16 protein-coding genes are annotated in these 18,451 nt (G+C 55.7%); 6 read left to right on the top strand and 10 right to left on the bottom strand.

The window, feature by feature from the left end; all coding sequences use genetic code 11:
- The first annotated feature begins 71 nt into the window (after window positions 1–71).
- A complete protein-coding gene (locus CEE69_RS07530) occupies window positions 72–2,708 on the top strand; it encodes a DEAD/DEAH box helicase (protein ID WP_099260097.1) in 2,637 nt (878 codons plus the stop codon).
- Window positions 2,705–3,802 carry a tetraacyldisaccharide 4'-kinase gene (lpxK, locus tag CEE69_RS07525; RefSeq protein ID WP_099260096.1) on the top strand — a complete coding sequence of 366 codons (1,098 nt, stop codon included), beginning with the start codon at window positions 2,705–2,707 and terminating at the stop codon, window positions 3,800–3,802. Before CEE69_RS07530 ends, lpxK begins: the two co-directional genes overlap by 4 nt.
- Here lpxK and CEE69_RS07520 read toward each other — a convergent pair.
- Together CEE69_RS07520 and CEE69_RS07515 are read right to left on the bottom strand one after the other, a co-directional pair.
- Window positions 3,775–4,992 carry a RimK family alpha-L-glutamate ligase gene (locus CEE69_RS07520; RefSeq protein WP_099260095.1) on the bottom strand — a complete coding sequence of 406 codons (1,218 nt, stop codon included), beginning with the start codon at window positions 4,990–4,992 and terminating at the stop codon, window positions 3,775–3,777. The genes lpxK and CEE69_RS07520 overlap by 28 nt on opposite strands.
- A 126-nt stretch (window positions 4,993–5,118) precedes the next feature.
- Window positions 5,119–5,652 (bottom strand): ATP-dependent zinc protease family protein, encoded by a 534-nt coding sequence (locus CEE69_RS07515; protein WP_099260094.1) that lies wholly within the window; start codon window positions 5,650–5,652, stop codon window positions 5,119–5,121.
- Window positions 5,653–5,953: 301 nt separating this feature from the next.
- On the opposite strand from CEE69_RS07515, the gene CEE69_RS07510 reads away from it, so the two are divergent.
- On the top strand, window positions 5,954–6,802 hold the full coding sequence (locus CEE69_RS07510) for an SDR family NAD(P)-dependent oxidoreductase (RefSeq protein ID WP_099260093.1): 849 nt from the start codon (window positions 5,954–5,956) through the stop codon (window positions 6,800–6,802).
- 44 nt (window positions 6,803–6,846) lie between these two features.
- Here the strand turns inward: CEE69_RS07510 and CEE69_RS07505 are convergent, their stop codons facing one another.
- Entirely contained in the window at window positions 6,847–7,617 is a 771-nt protein-coding gene (locus tag CEE69_RS07505; RefSeq protein WP_099260174.1) for an MBL fold metallo-hydrolase, read from the bottom strand.
- A 140-nt stretch (window positions 7,618–7,757) separates the two neighbouring features.
- Between CEE69_RS07505 and CEE69_RS07500 the strand changes: the two genes are divergently transcribed.
- Genes CEE69_RS07500 through CEE69_RS07490 form a run of 3 tightly spaced genes read left to right on the top strand, consistent with a single transcriptional unit; the run spans window position 7,758 to window position 10,518 of the window.
- On the top strand, window positions 7,758–8,660 hold the full coding sequence (locus CEE69_RS07500) for an ABC transporter ATP-binding protein (RefSeq protein WP_099260092.1): 903 nt from the start codon (window positions 7,758–7,760) through the stop codon (window positions 8,658–8,660).
- On the top strand, window positions 8,657–9,472 hold the full coding sequence (locus CEE69_RS07495) for an ABC transporter permease (RefSeq protein ID WP_099260091.1): 816 nt from the start codon (window positions 8,657–8,659) through the stop codon (window positions 9,470–9,472). The genes CEE69_RS07500 and CEE69_RS07495 overlap by 4 nt, the downstream gene beginning before the upstream one ends.
- Window positions 9,473–9,480: 8 nt before the next feature.
- A complete protein-coding gene (locus CEE69_RS07490; protein WP_099260090.1) occupies window positions 9,481–10,518 on the top strand; it encodes an ABC transporter substrate-binding protein in 1,038 nt (345 codons plus the stop codon).
- A gap of 35 nt (window positions 10,519–10,553) precedes the next feature.
- Here the strand turns inward: CEE69_RS07490 and CEE69_RS07485 are convergent, their stop codons facing one another.
- The 7 genes from CEE69_RS07485 to ectB form a co-directional block, all read right to left on the bottom strand.
- Window positions 10,554–11,555: a lysophospholipid acyltransferase family protein gene (locus CEE69_RS07485; protein ID WP_099260089.1), complete on the bottom strand. Its 1,002-nt coding sequence runs from the start codon at window positions 11,553–11,555 to the stop codon at window positions 10,554–10,556.
- 127 nt (window positions 11,556–11,682) lie between these two features.
- Window positions 11,683–12,393: a hypothetical protein gene (locus CEE69_RS07480; RefSeq protein ID WP_233214944.1), complete on the bottom strand. Its 711-nt coding sequence runs from the start codon at window positions 12,391–12,393 to the stop codon at window positions 11,683–11,685.
- 44 nt (window positions 12,394–12,437) lie between these two features.
- Window positions 12,438–12,719, bottom strand: a complete 282-nt coding sequence (locus CEE69_RS07475) for a hypothetical protein (RefSeq protein WP_233214943.1) — start codon at window positions 12,717–12,719, stop codon at window positions 12,438–12,440.
- A gap of 171 nt (window positions 12,720–12,890) precedes the next feature.
- Complete coding sequence (locus CEE69_RS07470) at window positions 12,891–13,181, bottom strand: hypothetical protein (protein WP_099260087.1); 291 nt, start codon at window positions 13,179–13,181, stop codon at window positions 12,891–12,893.
- A 110-nt stretch (window positions 13,182–13,291) separates the two neighbouring features.
- Window positions 13,292–14,275: an alpha/beta fold hydrolase gene (locus CEE69_RS07465; RefSeq protein ID WP_099260086.1), complete on the bottom strand. Its 984-nt coding sequence runs from the start codon at window positions 14,273–14,275 to the stop codon at window positions 13,292–13,294.
- Complete coding sequence (locus tag CEE69_RS07460) at window positions 14,272–17,052, bottom strand: amino acid adenylation domain-containing protein (protein WP_099260085.1); 2,781 nt, start codon at window positions 17,050–17,052, stop codon at window positions 14,272–14,274. Before CEE69_RS07460 ends, CEE69_RS07465 begins: the two co-directional genes overlap by 4 nt.
- Window positions 17,049–18,413: a diaminobutyrate--2-oxoglutarate transaminase gene (ectB, locus tag CEE69_RS07455; RefSeq protein ID WP_099260084.1), complete on the bottom strand. Its 1,365-nt coding sequence runs from the start codon at window positions 18,411–18,413 to the stop codon at window positions 17,049–17,051. The genes CEE69_RS07460 and ectB overlap by 4 nt, the downstream gene beginning before the upstream one ends.
- Window positions 18,414–18,451 lie beyond the last annotated feature (38 nt).

Genomic DNA, 18,451 nt, shown 5'->3' with positions numbered 1-18,451 from the left:
GAGGAGTTCAGAGGCGACGGGGAAAGCTTTGACGCAGCCCCAATTTCGGGTACTTGTGATACAAAGACGGCATGAACGACAACTCGCCATCGGCACCCGAATCGCTTTCCCCCCGCTCTGCCACCGTTGAGCCCGATCTTGATCGAGACACACTGGCGGAGGAGTATTTCGAGCTGCTTCCCTACGAGCCCTATCCGGTTCAAGAGGAAGCGTTGCTTGCCTATTTCACCGGCGACACCCAGCCGTCCGAAGGGGGCCCCGCGGCGCAGCATGGTGTGCTCGTTTGTGCCCCGACCGGAACGGGAAAAACGTTGATCGCCGAAGCTGCCGTTTACGAGGCACTTCGGACCGGCAAGCGGATGTACTACACCACGCCGCTGATCGCGCTGACGGATCAGAAGCTGGATGAACTTCGAGAGTCCGCTGTTCGTTGGGGTTTCTCCGCGGATCAAGTCGGCTTGGTGACCGGCAACCGCAGCGTCAACGCGGACGCGCCCGTTCTGGTGGTCGTGGCCGAGATTCTGCTCAACCGTTTGCTCAACCCGGACGCGTTCGAGTTTGACGATGTCACTTGCGTGGTGATGGATGAGTTCCACTCGTTCAATGATTATGAACGCGGTGTGGTTTGGGAACTGACTCTTGGGCTACTGCCCAAGCACGTGCGCACGCTTCTCCTGAGTGCGACGGTTGGCAACTCCATGGCGTTCACCAGTTGGTTGCGAAACGCCCACGGTCGGAATCTACAACTGGTGCAAGGAACTGAGCGAAAGGTGCCGCTGCAATACGAGTGGGTGGAAGATGAACTGCTGAATGAATTTTGCGAGAAAATCTCGGCAGGTGATGACGAGGAACGCCGCACCCCTTCGTTGCTGTTTTGCTTCAGTCGATCGCTGTGCTGGACGAATGCGGAAATGCTGAAAGGCAAATCGCTGATCGACAAAGCTCGCCAAAAGGAACTGGCTGACATTCTCAACGCAGCGGACTTCACCAACGGCGTCGGACCAAAGCTCAAGCAAATCCTGATGCGAGGAGTCGGGGTCCACCACGCCGGGATCTTGCCTCGATATCGCCGGATCGTCGAAGAGTTGTTTCAAAAGAAGCTGCTCAGTATTTGTGTGTGCACCGAAACTCTGGCAGCGGGAATTAACTTGCCCGCGCGTAGCGTCGTGTTGCCATGCTTGTTGAAAGGACCGCGTGACAAAAAGAAATTGGTCGACATCGCATCGGCGCAACAAATTTTTGGTCGTGCCGGACGTCCGCAGTTCGATGATCGAGGTTATGTCTATGCGTTGGCTCACGAGGATGATGTCAAAATCAACCGTTGGCGTGAAAAGTACGATTCCATTCCGGAGGACACCAAAGACCCCGGGTTGATGAGGGCCAAGAAGCAACTGAAGAAGAAAATGCCCAAACGCAGAGCGGGCGAATCGTACTGGACGGAGACTCAGTTCGAACAATTGCAAGTCGCGAAATCGGCGGACCTGTCCAGTCGCGGAAAAGTCCCTTGGCGATTGCTTGCGTATCTGTTGTCCAAAGATCAGAGCGTCCAGCCCATTCGTGAACTGGTGGGCCGAAGGTTGATGACACCTGCCCAGATCGAAGTGGCGCAAAAGGATCTCAATCGAATGTTGATCACGATGTGGTCGGGCGGCTACATCGAGTTGCAACCGCTGCCACGCATTGCTGCTGAACGCAAACCAACGCCGAAGGGTACCAAGCCCGGTCAACCGAAATCGGAACAGGTCGATCCCAAGCCAGCCGCGACCGGCGGGTTGTTTGGCGAACTGCTGGACGAAATGCGGGCGGCGGAACCGGAGGCACCACCCGAGCAAGCAGCCGAAGAAGCTCAACCACTCGACGACGCGGAAGCTCTCGCGAAACGCGGGTATGAGTTGGAGGACTATCGACCGGAAACTGCCAATCCGACGGTTCGGCTCGAGCGGTTGGTCCAGTTGAAAAGTGTCAATCCGTTGTTTGGTGTTTTCATGGCGGATCAATTGGCGGACGCCGATGATCAAGAACGGATCGCCGTTTTGGAAAGCATGTTGGAAGTGCCGGGTTCAGTGGCGAAGTTTGCTCGGATGCCGTCCTACGACATGGTTCCGCCTGGACAATTGGCTCAAACCCGTTTGGACGCTTTGTTGCTGCAGCGAGGGCTGGCGACGATCGAAGAACTCGGTGGCGGTCAAGAAGAAGAGGAGGAAGAGGTCAAGGACCGGGGATTCGGGCGAGTGATGTTCGAAGAACCTCGAGTGTGGCCGCTCACCATTGGCGAAAAACTATTGCGGCTGTTTCGCGATGAATTTTCCAAAGTCGATGACGTGCGGGTCCGTCCGGTTTGGATTGTGGGTGAATTGCTTGAGTTCGGTGGCGACTTCAATAAGTATGTCACGGCACGCAAACTTCAAAAGGAAGAAGGGATCCTGTTCCGACACTGCCTGAGGATGATCCTGTTGTGCGACGAAATGGCAAACGTCCCTCCCAAAGGAACCACGGTCGAAACCTGGGAGGATTGGCTGGACGACATCGCTGATACGCTGACCGAGGCTTGTCGGAAAATCGATCCACAAAGCACCGATGAAACACTGAGTCAGTCTGAGTCGCCTTTGACGGACGACTTGACCGGCGGTCGCCGCAATGTCGGCAAGAAAGAATACAAGCTAACGCCCAGCGAATTAGCTGAGGATGAGGAACAAACGACACCATGAGCTGGGACTATCGACCGCTACTGAGCGGCCAATTGCGAGATCCTTTTTCTTACATGGCTCGAGGAGCATTGTGGTGTGCCAGCGGATTTTACAACTTGGGTGCCAGGCATCGTCGCCACCAATATGACAGTGGCGCGAAAGAAACATGCGAGGCTGGCGTTCCGGTCATCAGCGTCGGCAATCTTACCACCGGCGGAACGGGCAAGACGCCGGTCGTGGCGGATCTGTGCCGCCGACTGAGAGCCATGGATTTTCGCGTGTCCATCATCAGTCGCGGCTACGGTGCCAGCGATGGTGGGATGAATGACGAAGCCATGGAGTTGCAAGAACGTTTGCCCGATGTGCCTCACGTTCAGCATCCCGACCGAGTCGAAGCAGCTCGAATCGCGGTGGAGGAGTTGGCCGCCGAGGTCTTGGTGATGGACGATGGTTTCCAACACCGACGACTGCGGAGAGATTTGGACATCGTGGTCGTCGATGCGACCTGCCCGTTTGGCTATGGTCATGTGCTGCCGCGAGGCACGCTGCGTGAACCACTTGATAGCGTGGCGCGAGCGGATTGGGTCTTGATCACTCGCGTGGACCAAGTCGATCCGGAGGAAGTGTTGGCGATACGTTCAACGATCGCGCAGTACGCTCCTGACTGTCCGGTCCTCGAAACGGAGCACCGTCCGTCAACCATTCAAAGTTCCGACGGCGATTGGGAGGCGATCGAAGTCTTGAATGACCTTCCCGTTGCCTTGGTGTCCGCGATCGGCAATCCGGATGCGTTTGAGCAAACCGTTCGCGATTGTGGAGCCATCGTGGTGGACCATCTTCGCCTGCCCGACCACGACGCATACGAGCGAGCCGCTCGCGAAAAGTTACGGGCTTGGGTCACCAAATTGAAAGGTGGCAAGCAGCCGCCGCAGCGTTTGCTGTGCACTCACAAAGACGCTGTGAAGTTGGCGACGGATTCCGTCGCCGGCGTGCCGCTTGGTTACATGCCCATCGAACTGGCCTATCGCACCTCCGACGAACCGATTCAGTTGCGTTTGGAGTTGCTGATGGGCGGTTCCGTCGAGGATCAATCGTCGCGAGAAGATTCGGCGTGAATCGTCGCCGCCGAATCGGGCAAGCGTTTGATTTTCGGCCGGCGTTGTTTGCGGACTTTCTCGGGAACCATGCCTCGCATTGATTCCAACTTCCCAAAGCACAGCAAGCGATCGTTGGGTTCCAACGTGCGTTTGAGTCTCGGGTTGGGGATCACCGTTGTGCCGCGGTAAAGCGTTAAAACGTTGATGTCCAACTCCGGCAGCCCCGATTCGTCGATCGTTTTGCCGACGTAATCCGATCCATCACGGACGTGCAGTTCAGTCACTCCATAGCCGCGGCTGACCGTCAGTCGTTGGCGAACATCGACTTCGGGAAAGTCAACCTGAGCGGACATGTAATCGATGATCGCGCCGGCGATGTCGAGTTTCGTGGCAGACTCGATTCCCTCCAGACCCGGCGATGAGTTGACCTCCATCACCTGCGGGCCATTGGCACCCTCGAGCATGTCCACTCCGGCAACTCGAAGCCCCATGATTTGTGCTGCTCGAACAGCCGTTTCGGCATACGTTTCGTCCAGAACGACCGCCTCGGTTTGACCACCGCGGTGAACGTTGCTGCGGAATTCATTGCCCACCGCAACACGTCGCATCGCGGCAACGACGCGGTCGCCAATCACGAACGCTCGAATGTCTTTGCCGCGGCTTTCGGCGACGAATTGTTGCACCAGGACGTTCTGCTTCGTGCTTTGCAGAGTCTCGATGATGGCTTCGGCGACTTTCACGTTCTCTGCCAAAATCACGCCAACGCCTTGGGTGCCTTCCAACAACTTGATGATGACCGGTGAGCCACCGACTCGCTCGATTGCGGGCAGGATGTCTTTTCGATCGCGAACGAAGGTCGTCTTGGGAATCCCGATTTGATGTCGGGAGAGAATTTGCAAACTGCGAAGCTTGTCGCGTGAGTTACTGATCCCGGCGGATGAGTTCGCACAGAACACGTCCATTTGCTCGAACTGTCGAACGACAGCGGTGCCGAAGTAAGTGATCGAGGCACCGATCCGTGGCAGGACGCCGTCATAATCGCTGAGCTGCTTGCTTCGATAGTAAAGGTCAGGTTCACCTTCGGCCAAGTCGATGGCGAACTTCAGCGTGTTCAGGACTTTGGCTTTGATGCCGCGTTGTTCAGCGGCTTCCACCAGGCGACGCGTGCTGTAGCAACGTGGTGAGCAAGACAGGATGGCAAGTTTCAAGGGTTTTCTCTCAGGAAGCTGGGAGTTGCTGAAGGCGGTCCGAACAACCCGGCACGGATGTGTCCAGTGCCAAGCTCGGAAACAATGTCTATCTTCGACCGGACGGAACGGTCTCGTTTCGGCGAATCACTTGCGTGGGGGTTCGTTCCCACCGGGGCGTTTGCGTCGTCTTCGACCGGCCAAAAAGGACGCGGCTGAGTCGACCAGGAATCGGTTTCGAATGGCTTCGCGACCCACCAGCATTCGGAAACCCATTGAGTCACGATTCGCGAGTGTCAAATCAACCATCACGCGGCGACGCAAAATTTCCAGTGCGGTACGAATCACAATCCGTTCGCTGACGTTTCCGTTGCTGCTGCGCACGTGCCGGCGTTCCAGGATCGGCACGTCGGCTTCGATGTGCAGGTCATCTCGTCTCTGAACGGGGTGAATCGAGAATCGAACTCGTTCGACATCGTTTTCGAAATAGGTGTCCACATCGAATGCATGAAGCGAACTGGATCGTGCTCCGGTGTCAATCTTTGCTTTGACATGACGAACTCTCAACTCCGGCAACCCGACCCATTCTCGCCACCCGATCACGACCAATGGATCCGTGGGCAGTAGTTTCGAGCCGGTGAATTCCGTTCCAGGCTGTTGGGGACTAGGATCGTTTGTCATTGGCCATCGTTGGTGGGTGGGGACGCAGATTGCTGGCCGATTCGGTCATGCAAGACAACCAACTCCGTCAGGCATTCAGCGGCGGGCTCTCCATCGATTGAGCAAACACGATGAGCGATGGGATGCATGCAGATTGACGATTGAGAGGTTGAAACGTCAAGCGGATCAAAAAACTTTGGCTGGGAGCACGCGTCAGTCTCGGACGCATTGTGGCGGATTGGCTATACTGCGTGGGCGTTTTCTCTCAGAATGTTCGTCGGAAAAGTTTTCCAACCACACCCCTGCTCCTGGAGTTGAATGAATGTCCGCTGAATCATCCGATTCGATCCCGTCCGCCGAAACCCCTCGACCGTTGAAGGGAAAGCGTGCGTTGATTTCGGGAGCTTCACGCGGAATCGGACGAGGGATCGCCTTGGAGATGGCTCAAGCGGGCGCGTCGGTTACGATCAATTATCACTCCAATCCCGATGAGGCCGCGAGCGTCGTGAAAGAGTGCGAGGCAATGGGCGTGGAAGCGTTCGCGATCGGAGCGGATATCTCGGATCCGGACGAGGTCCAAGCGTTGGTCGCTGGCGCAAGCGATCACATGGGCGGGTTGGACATCGTGGTCAGCAACGCTGCGTACAGCGATCGGCACCTGATGCTGGAATCCGACATGGAGGAATTTCGCCGCACGATTGATGTCAGTATGTGGGGCGCGTTTCATCTCGTTCGATCAGGTGCTCAACAGATGGTTGACGCTGGAAACGGTGGGAACATCGTTGTCATCAGCAGCCCACACGCGCACATGCCGATGCCCGGCGCGATGGCTTACAACATGGCCAAAGCTGCCAATGATCAGATGGCCAGAACCGCCGCGGTGGAACTCGCCTCACAACGAATTCGCGTGAACCTCATTCACCCCGGTTGGATCGACACTCCCGGCGAACGAAAATTCTTCCAAGAAGAAACGCTGCGTTCCGAAGGTGCCAAATTGCCTTGGGGCCGACTCGGCCACATTCGCGAAATCGGTCGCGGTGCGGTGTTCTTGTGTGACCCTAAGAGTGAGTACATCACCGGGAGCACGCTGACGATCGACGGCGGCATTCAATTGCCTTGGCGTGAGATGTACCGAGTCGAGGAAGCACGCCGCGAAACCGCTGCGACATGATCGCGTCCTATCCGAGGTCGCGATTCATTGGCATCCACTGGCCATCAAAACGCGACATGCAAACCGTCAGTCGCGATTTGGATGGGGCACTCAAGCAATTCATCTTCGTCGTTGAGTTCTAGCTCAGCGATTGGGTTGATATGTGTGAGCAACAACCGTTGCGGCTGGGTCTGTCGGGCGATGTCCAGCACTTTCTTCAGGTAGCAGTGGCCGGTCTTCTCCGCCCATTTCTGATTTTGATCGTCGAAGTTGCACTCATGCATCAACAGATCGGCGCCGGACATCCATTGCAATGTTGCGGGATCTTCTGTGCCGAGTGTGTCGGTGACATAGAGCAAAACCGCGGCTGAATCCGATGGTGATGATTCCAGTTGTGGCGTTTCCAGTCGGTAGGCCACCGAACCACCCGGGTGTTCTTGCGGCCGCCATGACATGGTTGTTCCATGCAGGTCCCACTCTGGTTTCTCATCAATTGAGTGCCATGTCACCGGTAGCGGAACCGGGAACAGGCTCTCATGGAACAAGTGCTCCTGAATCGCGGCCAGCTTCTCGGCCTGTCCCCAGACACGAACTTCCTTCACCGGGCGTTGGTACAGAATGTCCAATAGAAACGTCAGGCCAACGACGTGATCGAGGTGAGCGTGGCTGAGCAAAATGTCGAGGTGATCTGTCTCGATGAGCTCTGGTAAACGGAAGATTCCCGTGCCCGCATCAAGCAGCACGCCGCACTTTGGAAGGAAGTAACACGACGTGTGTCGTGACTCATTGGGGTGATACCCCGCCGTTCCCAAACAATGCACTTCCAATGTCTTCATCGAATATCCAATGCCTTCACCAAACTCACCATCGCGGAACTGCGGTCCGGGTGGTTTCATTCTGCCGTCGCAATCTCTACGGCCAAGAGATGTCACCGTCCTGTCAGAGTCCATTGTCGAATGATTAAACTCTGTTTGACATGAACGCCCCCTCCGACAAACTCGATGCTGGCACCGCAGTTCTTTGCCGCGATGCCACGGTAACCTATCCAGGCGGAGTGTGCGCCCTCGATCGTATCAATCTGTCGGTCCGGCAGGGAGAAAGGCTGGCACTTGTGGGGCCGAGTGGATGCGGCAAAACCACCCTGCTTCGAGTGATCGCTGGATTGCAACCTCTGACCGGTGGTGTTTGCCAGCGAAGCGGTGGAGGAACCCAGCGAAGCGGTGGAGCATCTCAGCGAAGCGGTGTAGTAACTCAGCGAAGCAAGGTGGAAACTCAGCGGGCCGATTCTCGCGCGGGGGATCGGCGTTCTGTCGCCACTTCATTTGTGTTCCAGCAACCCGCGTTGTTGCCTTGGGCGAATGTCCTGAAGAACGTGACCTTGCCACTCTCGCTTGGAAGACGCCGCGATCGACCGTCTGCGACAGAAATGCGGGAGCAGGCTTTGGCGGCCATCCACGAAGTGCAACTGACCGACGCCGCGAAGCGTTTCCCGCATCAGTTGTCCGGTGGAATGAAGATGCGAGCCTCCATCGCGAGAGCACTGGTGACGCGTCCCGAGTTCTTGTTGCTCGACGAACCATTTGCGGCGTTGGACGACCTGCTGAGGAATCAACTGGGCCGACTGCTGTTGCAGTTGTGGCGTCATCACCGGTTCACCAGCGTTCTGGTCACTCACAACATTGCCGAGGCGATCCAGCTCAGCGAACGAATTTGCGTGATGCACCAAGGACGTATCGTCAGCGAATTGGACAACCCGTTGTCGACATCCGACCCGCACGATGATCTGAGACGCACCAGTGAATTTGGTGTGTTCTTTGGACGAGTCAGCGACACGCTCGAGAAAGCTGCGTCGCCCGACATGGAAGGATCCTTCGCATGAGCGACGAGCTTTCCGATAACCCTGGACCGACTCGCGAAAGCGGTCGTGAGATCGCATGGACTGTTTTGGCAGTGATTGCTGTGGCCGCGATTGGCATCGTGGGATGGCATCTTATTGTGGTGCTATTCGATCTGCCAAAGCTTCTCCTGCCCACGCCATGGCAAGTCGCCGAAGCCGCCTGGCAACATCGAATGGTCTTGCTGGATTCTGGTTGGATCACGTTGTGGACGGCGACTGTCAGTTTGTTCGTCGCCGTGATCGTGGGTGGTGGCGTATCGGTTCTATTCAGTCAGTCGCGGTTGTTGCGTCGAGCGTTGTTTCCTTACGTGGTGTTCTTGCAAACCGTCCCCATCGTTGCGATTGCTCCGTTGTTGGTGATTTGGTCGGGGTACGAGTTTCGAACCGCCGTGATTGCCACAGTGATCATTTGCTTGTTTCCAATCGTCAACAACGTCACCACCGGTCTGACGTCGGTCCGTTCAGAACACGAAGACTTGTTGCGAATGTACGGTGCGACTCGATGGCAAAGACTATGCCGCGTCCAATTGCCCACGGCGGTTCCGTTTCTGGTTCTCGGTGCTCGAATCAGCAGTGGACTGGCCGTGATCGGTGCGATCGTTGCTGAATTTTTTGTCAGCAACGGGGCCGACTACGAAGGACTGGGGGCCGTGATGACAGGCTGGCAAGCTCGTACAATGACGGACGCTTTGATGGCCGCCTTGGCGGTTTCCACGCTGCTGGGTTTGATTCTTTTTGGCGGAGTGAATCTACTGAGCCGACTGTTCCTGAAACGATACCTCCTTGTGAATTGAGTTCACCGATGCGATCGCACCTTCATTCCGCCAGCGTCCGTGCGTCTGAACGGATGCGAACTTGGTCGTTCTTCGGGTGCATGCTGCTCGTATTTGCCTCCGGGTGTTCGCAGCGAACCGAAGTCACTTCGGGCGACACCGCGGACGATTCGATTCGTGATGTATCAGTCCAATTGAATTGGTATCCCGAAGTCGAGCACGGCGGGGTCTACCAATCGGTCGCCGACGGCACGTATGAGTCGATGGGACTCAATGTGGAAATCCAACCGGGAGGACGTGCGACACCGGTTGCACCTGAACTCGCGATGGGACGCAGCCAATTCGCTATCACGAATGCGGACGATGTGGTCCTGTTTCGAGCTCAAGGAGCCGACGTGGTCGCGGTCATGGCGGCCGTTCAAGACCATCCGCGGTGCATTCTCGTTCGTGCGGATAGCGGTGTTGAAAGCCTGGACGACTTATCCGGGATGACATTGCAACGCCAAGCCGGACGGGCGTTTCTCGCATTCCTTGAAAAACGTGGGTACCTCAAAGATGTTCGTCAGGTGCCTTATCACAACAGCATCGCGGCCATGGTGACTGACCCCAAAATTGCTGTGCAAGCCTACAGCGTCGCCGAGCCGTTGATCGCGGAACAACAGGGTTTGGAGGTTCGCACATTGATGGTCAGCGAGCTGGGTTGGAATCCGTATTCGAGCGTCTTGGTGACAACCGGCGACATGATTCGAGAGTCGCCCGAAGTCGTTCGCGAAATGGTGGAAGGCACCGTCGCGGGTTGGAACCAATATCTCACGTCACCGGAAGAGGCCAACGAAGCGATTCTCGACGCGAATAAACATGGTATGACGGAAGAGGCTTTGCGTTTTGGAGCGGAGCAGATGATCCCTCTGGCAATGCCATCCGGAAAAAACGCCGAGGTTGGGACGATGAGCTCGGTTCGTTGGCAAGAATTGGTTGATCAGATGATCGAACTGGAATTGGTGGATACCGACTCTGTGAAGGCCGAAGATTGCTTCACGACAGAATTCTTAACGCCAGCCGAGTGAACCCGAGGACTCCGGTTGCGTTTGAATAACGCTGATCAGGCTGCTTGCGAAGTGGACGCGTTCGAAACCGAGCTTGCCTTCAAGGCTTTTTCGCGTTTCTTCGCCAATCGACGAGCGACTCTTTCGGGCGGTGTTCGCCAACGTCGATGAAGCCACCAGTATTGCTCGGGTGCCAGATCGATCATCGATTCGAGTTGTCCGTTGTACCACTCGGTCAGCTGTCCGACGGATTGGCCATTCTCTGAATCCGTTGCGGGGTCCACGACTCCGAGCAACCCCGATTCGAACTGCATCGGTTTGCCTCCGAGACGACGTGTGTAAACGCTCATCATGGGCGCGTTCGCAGTCAACGAAAACAACGCGAGAGCTTTGTGGCACGACGCCGGCACCCCACAGAATTCGGTCCACAGACCTTTCTCGCCCGCATGTTGATCGCCGAGCAGTGACAACAGGCCTCCGTCAGTCAAATGTTTTTCGACAACCGGTGCACAGCCGATCTTGTCGACCATGTCCTGACCCTTTGCACTGCGAAAGTCTTCGACCCAATTGTGCAGGTATTGGTTGTCGAGTCGGCGTGCGATCGCCAGTGTTCGCACGCCCATCAAACCCATCGTGTATCCGCCGACTTCGAAGTTGCCGAAGTGGCCGGTTACATAAACAGAGGGACGATCGCTCAGCATGCATCGCAGCATCGTTTGGCTGCCGTGGAATCGAACGTGTTGATACCAGTTGCTGCGATGCAATCGCCGTTGTGCCCAGGCGACTTCGCAAACCATCAGCATCAAATGATGCCACATCGCGAATGTCAGTTCTTTTTGGTCCGATTCGGGCAGTCCCGGGAAGACTTGCGAAAGCGTTGACCGGATGACTCGTTTGCGAATTGACAACGGGCCACTCAGGATCGCTGCCACCACGCGGCAGAACCGATCGCCCATGTCGAGCGGCATCACTTGGATCGACGAAACGATCAAACGCACCATCGCGTAAGCAATTGCGTCGAGAGCACGTTGACGCATCAGACGCAGACGCGATTTCACGGTTTCCTACCCGAATTCAAGACGTGATTTGGATTGGCTGGCGACTCCTGCACAGCACACTTTGCTCCGTCGAGACGGGCAGTGTCCGCTGATTTTGACGCAATCCGGTTTGCATCGCCAGATGAATTCAGCGTCCACCGAGAACCGGTTTGGAATTGGTCAACATCGGTGCTCGGACCGTCGTTTCGATCACGAGGCGGTTTTCGTCGCGAAATTCAGTGACGTAGCCTGTGACGGTCCATCGGTCGTCGTTGGAATCTTCTTCGATCGCTCGTGAAATTCGGTCGAGCATCAAATTTTCGGTCACCAACGTCATCGGGACCGCGATGGCGGCCGGAGTGATCGGCAGATCGGGATCTTCGAGGTTCGCCGAGTCGAAGGTGCCAATTCCTCGACCGATCGGTTGCTTTTTGCCAAGGAGGGTTTCTTCTTCCTGAGTCGGTTTGCGAGCCAGACCATGTTGAACGAGCGTGTCCAGGTTTTGCTCGTGAACGGATTCCGCTTGCTCGGGAAGAAAACGCCAGCGGTGGCCGCTGATCACAAATCGTCCGGTGACCGGTCCGACTCGGGTTCCTTCTCGCAAGATCACACCCGCGTTCGTCAGCGGATCACCGACGCCCGCGTTTCCGCTGGCCATCGAAGGGATGCCTTGCTGTCCAAAGTTGGATTGGCCACTGCCGACCGGGTCAGCTGCCGAAACCAATGTTCCACCCAGGCAAATCGTGAACCCGAACGCAAGCACCACGGGGGTGACTCGGTAGCGGATGATCCAATCCCGTCGAATGAATCGTTCGTTTTGCATGGATTCAACTTTTCGCGTGGGGTGCGATGCAGACATCTTTGGTTGTTGCTGATACCGCCGAAAGTCTCAACCGACGAAACTCATTCACGAGGCATCGCGATGGCGTGCAAACTGACGACAGTTCCGACGGCGATCATCGCCAGTCCCAACCAGCGTGGCGGGTGAACGCGTTTGGTTGGTTTCGGGTGCACCTGCATCAGGAAATTACTGAACGAATCTTGGGCCACCACATTGGACTTCTTCGACATCTTTGCCATCGTCCGGGTTGTCTGTTCGTTCAGAACAAACGAGTCGACCATTCGAAATTGGACGCCCAGCAATATCAGCAGGACTCCGATCATGAAGTACCGATTCCGATTCATGTCCATTGCGATCATTCCCATCACGCGTGAAGCCTACGCTCTGAATTGAGCGCTGCTGGAAATCATCGTCTAGGTCGCCCGTCGGTCTCGAACGTTCCGATTCAGAGTCGCGTTGTCGTGAATGACACGAATGAGGCAAGCGAATTCAATGAATCGGTCGTGACGGTTGCATCACTTCGAAAACAGGCCATCCACCAACGAATGAACATTTTCGCGAAAGCCTGTGAGCGTCGAATCGGACAACAACTCCGCTTGATTGCTCTTCATGATCGCGGCAGCCAATGGTTTGTGTTCGTTCCAATCGTCGAGCGTGTACTCTCGAATGTCGACGTAGACGTCTTGAAGGTTGTTGCTAATCTTCGGAACCAAAAAGAACCCTTCTTCACCGCGCACCAAGTGATAGTGCATCGAGCCGTACATCAGCACGGCACCAGTTAACATTCCAAAGAAAAAACGAGACATCCAACCATTCCTTGACCAACGTTTCCGAAAGCTCGGCTGCTTTCGCCGCCTTTATCGTTCGTTATCGCAGCTCAAAAAGCAAGGGATCTGATTGCTACCCAGTTCGTCGATCAGCTTGCTTCAGCGAAGTCGACCACGCGTTCGGTCACCCGATCAACGAGCTTTTTTCGGTCCTCGCAAAGAATCGCGACGTGATCCATCTCGGGATAGAAATCCACCGTCGCGTGATCTTTCCAGCGGACACCGGGAAGCATGTCAAAGAATTGCTCGGCATAGTTGTAGATCTCTGACACTCCGCCGGTGTAAATCAGATGCAACCGGCAACCTTGATCCACCAAGCGTTGGAACTCCTGCTTCGCAATGTTGCGAGAAGGAAACTCTCGCAAATCCGTGCCCATCGGCATGGTTGAATAGTTCGGACTCGGAGCGTCAGGTAGCAGTTGAAGCAGCCACTGGGTTGCGCTGGTCTTGCCGAGCAGTCGTCGGCTCAAGCGTTTCCATGCGGTGGGCGATGCGAGACGCGGCAAGTAGTGATGTCGAATGCGATTCCATCGGAAACGACGCGTCGGGTACCCGCAGGCATCCATCGCGACGATTCCGCAGACTCGCGGATCTTGCTGAGCAGCATGGATGGAATCGTCCGCCCCAGAACACAGGCCGAACAAGATCACTTGTTGGATGCCGTGATGTTCTTGCAACCAATCAATCGCTTGGCTGATTTCACCGCTGGCTCGATCGATCGACCGGCCGCTGGACCCAACCGGTAAGCTCTCGCCAATCCCCGACAAATCGAATCGCAAGGACGCTACACCGCGACTGCCGAGTGTGCGAGCAAGATCGACGTGCAATCGAAACGGTCCCGCGTTGTGAAGCATTCCTGGAGTGACAAAGATCACGGCGGTCTTGTCATTCACTGCGTTGGTTGTCGGATGATAGATGCCGACCAAATGATCATGACTGCCGAAGACGATGGCTTGTTCAGTCGCGATGCGATTGACAGTTTGTCGATCCTTTCGCGCAGGACCGGATGGGACCATCGGCGGAACCATGGCCGTGCTCGGGAATGCGGCCGTGGGAGTGTTGGAAACATTCATGATTTCACCTCGATTGCACGGTGAGAATTGAATTGACCGTGTTCACTTGATCCACCGAGCAGCAGATCTGTGATTTGCTGGTTTGCATCAGGCGAGGAGAACGCGGACTCGGTGAGCTCAGGACGGTCCCAGCCGATTTCATCGCTGAGCTGGATGACCGAAGCATCCGTTTGTATTTGTGAATCGGCCATCTTGGCCATCTGGTAGTCGCGACTGCAAAGCAGCGTCACGACTGAACTGCTCGGCTTGTCATCCAGTTTCAAAACCAATTGGCTCAGTTGTCGGCGGACAACGTGGTTGATCCTGGTGCCATAGGCTTGGTCGATCGCACTTGATTGACGAGGCCGAGAGAAACGCATCCCGTTGGACAACGTCTCTTCATGCAATTGATCGAGATGCTGCAGGAACGATTCACCGCGGACAATGGGATCCCAGAGCAGCAGTTGATCGACGCTGGTTGTTGCCGAGCAAGCGGCCAACGTCGCACCCAGGCGGATGCCGATCATCGATACCGAATTGACTTGGTGTCGTAGACGCATCCAAGTCGTGGCATCGCGGATGTTCTTCATCATCACATGCGGCGTGGCTTCCAGGGCGTTGCCATGCGAGTTGCCGGTTCCGGCGTAGTCGAATCGCAAAACTTCGAATCCGTTTTGTGCCAATTGCATGGCAAGCTGCTGCAGGTTGCGATAGCTGCGTGCGTACTCGTGCCCGTAGGCATTGCACAGTACGACCGCGCGGTTTTGACGCGGTTGTTGTGTAGGTGGTGAATAGTGAACCGCGAAGAGTTCGTGTGCTCCACTGGGCAAGAAACACGCTTCCACCTGTGGCAAACGGTCTCGCTGGGATTGAATCACCTTCGCCGAGTCGCATGAAGGATTTGATTGTTCACCGAGCATCGCCTCAATGTGCCGAGCAGCCAATTCGACCGTCGGGTTGGCGAAGAAATCTCGGACGGGAAGCTCCAATCCAAGTTGGTCTTTCAGCCGGGAAACCACTTGAGTCACCAACAAGGAACTGCCACCGAGCAAAAAGAAATCGTCTTCGATTCCGATTTGTGGGATTTGCAGGACTGAGCTCCAAATGTCACAAAGCTTTTGTTGTAGTTCTGTCTGCGGGGTAATGAGGTCTTCATCACGAGCCGTCACAGCGTGGCTGCTATCGGGAAGACCTTCGCGATCAATTTTTCCGTTGATCGTTTTGGGGAAGACTTCCATAAACACGAAACGTGTTGGCAACATGTAGGGCGGAAGCAGCTCACGCAGTTGTTTCGTGATGCGGGAGGCCGTTGCTTCCAAGTGTGCCAGTGATCCAGTGTCACCATTGACGCTGGAGAGCGAGTTGCGACCCAGTCCAATGTGCGCAAGCAGTGTCTTCTGACCATCCATCGTTTCCGCAGTGACGAGAGCTTCACTCACCTCCGTGATCGAAGTCAACGCAGCTTCAATCTCACCGGGTTCGATGCGATACGATCCGAGCTTGATCTGGTGATCGACTCGTCCGCCGAAATCGATGTTTCCATCGTCCATCCACCGAGCGATGTCGCCGGCTTGGTACCAACGTTGCGTTTCGCCCGCTGGGTTTTCTCGTTCGATGAAGGCGGCTTGAGTCAATTCGGGACGGTTGAGGTAGCCATCGGCGAGGGCCGGTCCTCCGATGAACAGCTGGCCTGTTTCGCCGATCGGAACTTCGTTTCGATTCTGGTCGAGAATCACCGCGGAGTAGCCTGGCAAAGGTTTGCCAATCGGCATGTTGGCTTCGGAGAAGTCCGCGTCGGGAATGAAAACTGTGGCCGTGACGGTGGCTTCCGTCGGTCCATAGGCGTTGCACCACAGCACGTTGTGATCGCAAATGGTTTGCCAACGTCGATAGTGATCAACGCTCACTTTTTCTCCGGTGACAACCATCAATCGCAGACTCGATGGAATTCGCGAATCAGTCGCTTTCATTAGGTCGACCCATTGATGCCAGTAGGCGGTCGCGAGGTGGACGGCGGTGATTTGGTGGGTGTCAATCAGATGGGATAGCTCGTTGACTGAATCGGCTCGTTCGAGCGGACGAACCACGACACAGCTGCCGCAAAGCAAAGGTGGGAAGATCTCTTCGATGGCGATGTCAAACGTGAGCGTCGAGAACTGCAGCGTTCGGTCATCGGCACGCAAGCGATAGACGTCCAAGTCCGCTCGGCAGTAGGTCGTCAACGCAGCGTGATTGATCAGCACGCCTTTGGGATTGCCAGTCGATCCCGACGTGTACATGACGTAGGCAAGTTGCTCGCCACAAAAGGCAGGGAAGTTGTTTCGGTCGAGATTGGCGGGGGAAGGTTGGATAGCAAGCAGGTCCGATGCTTCGATCCAGTTGAGTCCCGCCGACGAATGCACTGATTGATCGTCGGAGCCGCCGGCATCAAATAACGGTTGATACTTTGCGTGTCCGATCAGCGTTCGGATTTCCGCGTCTTCGAGCATGTACCGCAAACGCTCAGTGGGGTACTCCGGATCCAGTGGCACGAACGCGGCACCAGCCAAGTGGATTCCCAGCATGGATGCGATCGCGATGGGACTCCGGTCAAGGCAAATGCCCACTCGGTCGCCTTGTTCCACACCATCACGCAGGAGCGATTGGGCGATCTTGCATGATTGAGAGAGCAGATCTTGATAGGTCCATGAACAATCTTCTTGAACTACGGCGATGCGGTGCGGGGTGGCCTCGCATTGTTTCCAGAAGAGATCGATGAACGGCACCGTTGAGGCCGTGAGCGAGTTCACCTTGTTCATGAGCGCACCATCGATGAACCCTGAGAGGCGTTCCGTGTTTCCTTTGTTGGAACCAAAGCTGGTTTGGATGCGGCTGGTTTCAAGAGCACTGCGTTCAAGCTGTCTCGGAAAAGGTTCAGGCCCTGAAGAAGTAGATGCTCAGGGATATTCAGAGCGGGCATGAACTTCAGGACTTCGTCTTCACTGCCGGAAGCTTCCAGAAGCAATCCAGTTTGAAATGCAAGGTCGATGACTTTGCGAGCCAGTTCGCCAGAGCGGACATCGAGTCCCCAAATCATCCCGCGGCCACGAAGTTCCCAGTTCTCCTCAGAGTTCTCCAGTACGATCGAAGACAAATGCATGCGAAGGGTCTCGCTGCGATCTTGAATGCCACTGATGAAGGATGCGTCATTCCATTGATTCAGCACAGCTTCCGCTGCGACGAATGCGAGATTGTTTCCACGGAATGTGCCGGTGTGTTGACCTGGTTGCCAAACATCGCACTCGGGACGAATAAGCAACAACGACAGCGGCAGTCCGCCTCCAATCGATTTGGAAAGACACACCATGTCCGGTGTGAGCCCGGCTTTTTCGAAGCTGAAGAATTCACCGGTTCGACCGTTGCCAACCTGGATGTCATCGATGATCAGTAGCACATCATGTTGGCGACACAGCGTTTGGATTCGTTGCAACCATTCGTCGCTCGCAACGTGGATGCCGCCCTCGCCCTGAATTGTCTCGAGGACAACTGCGGCCGGGAGTGGCATGCCGCTGCTGCGGTCCGACAGCATCTTCTCGAGCAAGATGCTCGTGTCGAATTCACCAAGGTAGCCGTCATATGGAAGGAAGCTGACGTTGTTGTGCGATCCGTAGTATTCGCTGTGATAACTCTGGTTCCCGGTCACCGAAAGCGAGCCAAGCGAATGCCCGTGGTATGCATTGGTGAACGCAACCACGTGGGAACGCTCACGATGCTGTTTGGCCAGTTTGAGTGCCGCTTCGACCGCGTTGGTACCCGTCGGGCCGGTGAACTGGATTTTGTAGTCCATCGATCGTGGTTGCAGAATCGTTCGTTCGAACGTTTCCAAGAACCGCGTTTTGGCCTCGGTCATCATGTCCAACGAATGTTGGATTCCATCTTGGGAGATGTATTCCACGAGCGCTTGCTTTACCGCCGGCGGATTGTGCCCGTAGTTGAGTGATCCGGCCCCGCAGAAAAAATCGATGAGCGGGCGACCTTCTGCGGTCGTCAAGATTGAGCCGCTGGCACTCTTGAAGACGCTTGGAAAGAGTCGGCAGTATCCGCGGACTTCCGATTCCAGTCGTTCAACGGTGGAGGTGGCTGAATCTGAATGGGAAGTTGGATGACTCAACCGAAACACCTGCGATCAATGAAAGAATGCGAAACAAACTGGCATTG

This window comes from Rhodopirellula bahusiensis, from assembly GCF_002727185.1.
GTDB lineage: Bacteria > Planctomycetota > Planctomycetia > Pirellulales > Pirellulaceae > Rhodopirellula > Rhodopirellula bahusiensis.
Note: the sequence above shows the minus strand (reverse complement) of the source record. Positions and strands in the feature narration are given on the sequence as shown.

Coding starts and splice junctions, on each gene's coding strand:
- CEE69_RS07530 (WP_099260097.1), top strand. CDS start 72: ATGAACGACAACTCGCCATCGGCACCCGAATCGCTTTCCCCCCGCTCT.
- lpxK (WP_099260096.1), top strand. CDS start 2,705: ATGAGCTGGGACTATCGACCGCTACTGAGCGGCCAATTGCGAGATCCT.
- CEE69_RS07515 (WP_099260094.1), bottom strand. CDS start 5,652: ATGACAAACGATCCTAGTCCCCAACAGCCTGGAACGGAATTCACCGGC.
- CEE69_RS07510 (WP_099260093.1), top strand. CDS start 5,954: ATGTCCGCTGAATCATCCGATTCGATCCCGTCCGCCGAAACCCCTCGA.
- CEE69_RS07505 (WP_099260174.1), bottom strand. CDS start 7,617: ATGAAGACATTGGAAGTGCATTGTTTGGGAACGGCGGGGTATCACCCC.
- CEE69_RS07500 (WP_099260092.1), top strand. CDS start 7,758: ATGAACGCCCCCTCCGACAAACTCGATGCTGGCACCGCAGTTCTTTGC.
- CEE69_RS07495 (WP_099260091.1), top strand. CDS start 8,657: ATGAGCGACGAGCTTTCCGATAACCCTGGACCGACTCGCGAAAGCGGT.
- CEE69_RS07490 (WP_099260090.1), top strand. CDS start 9,481: ATGCGATCGCACCTTCATTCCGCCAGCGTCCGTGCGTCTGAACGGATG.
- CEE69_RS07480 (WP_233214944.1), bottom strand. CDS start 12,393: ATGTCTGCATCGCACCCCACGCGAAAAGTTGAATCCATGCAAAACGAA.
- CEE69_RS07475 (WP_233214943.1), bottom strand. CDS start 12,719: ATGAATCGGAATCGGTACTTCATGATCGGAGTCCTGCTGATATTGCTG.
- CEE69_RS07470 (WP_099260087.1), bottom strand. CDS start 13,181: ATGTCTCGTTTTTTCTTTGGAATGTTAACTGGTGCCGTGCTGATGTAC.
- CEE69_RS07465 (WP_099260086.1), bottom strand. CDS start 14,275: ATGAATGTTTCCAACACTCCCACGGCCGCATTCCCGAGCACGGCCATG.
- CEE69_RS07460 (WP_099260085.1), bottom strand. CDS start 17,052: ATGAACAAGGTGAACTCGCTCACGGCCTCAACGGTGCCGTTCATCGAT.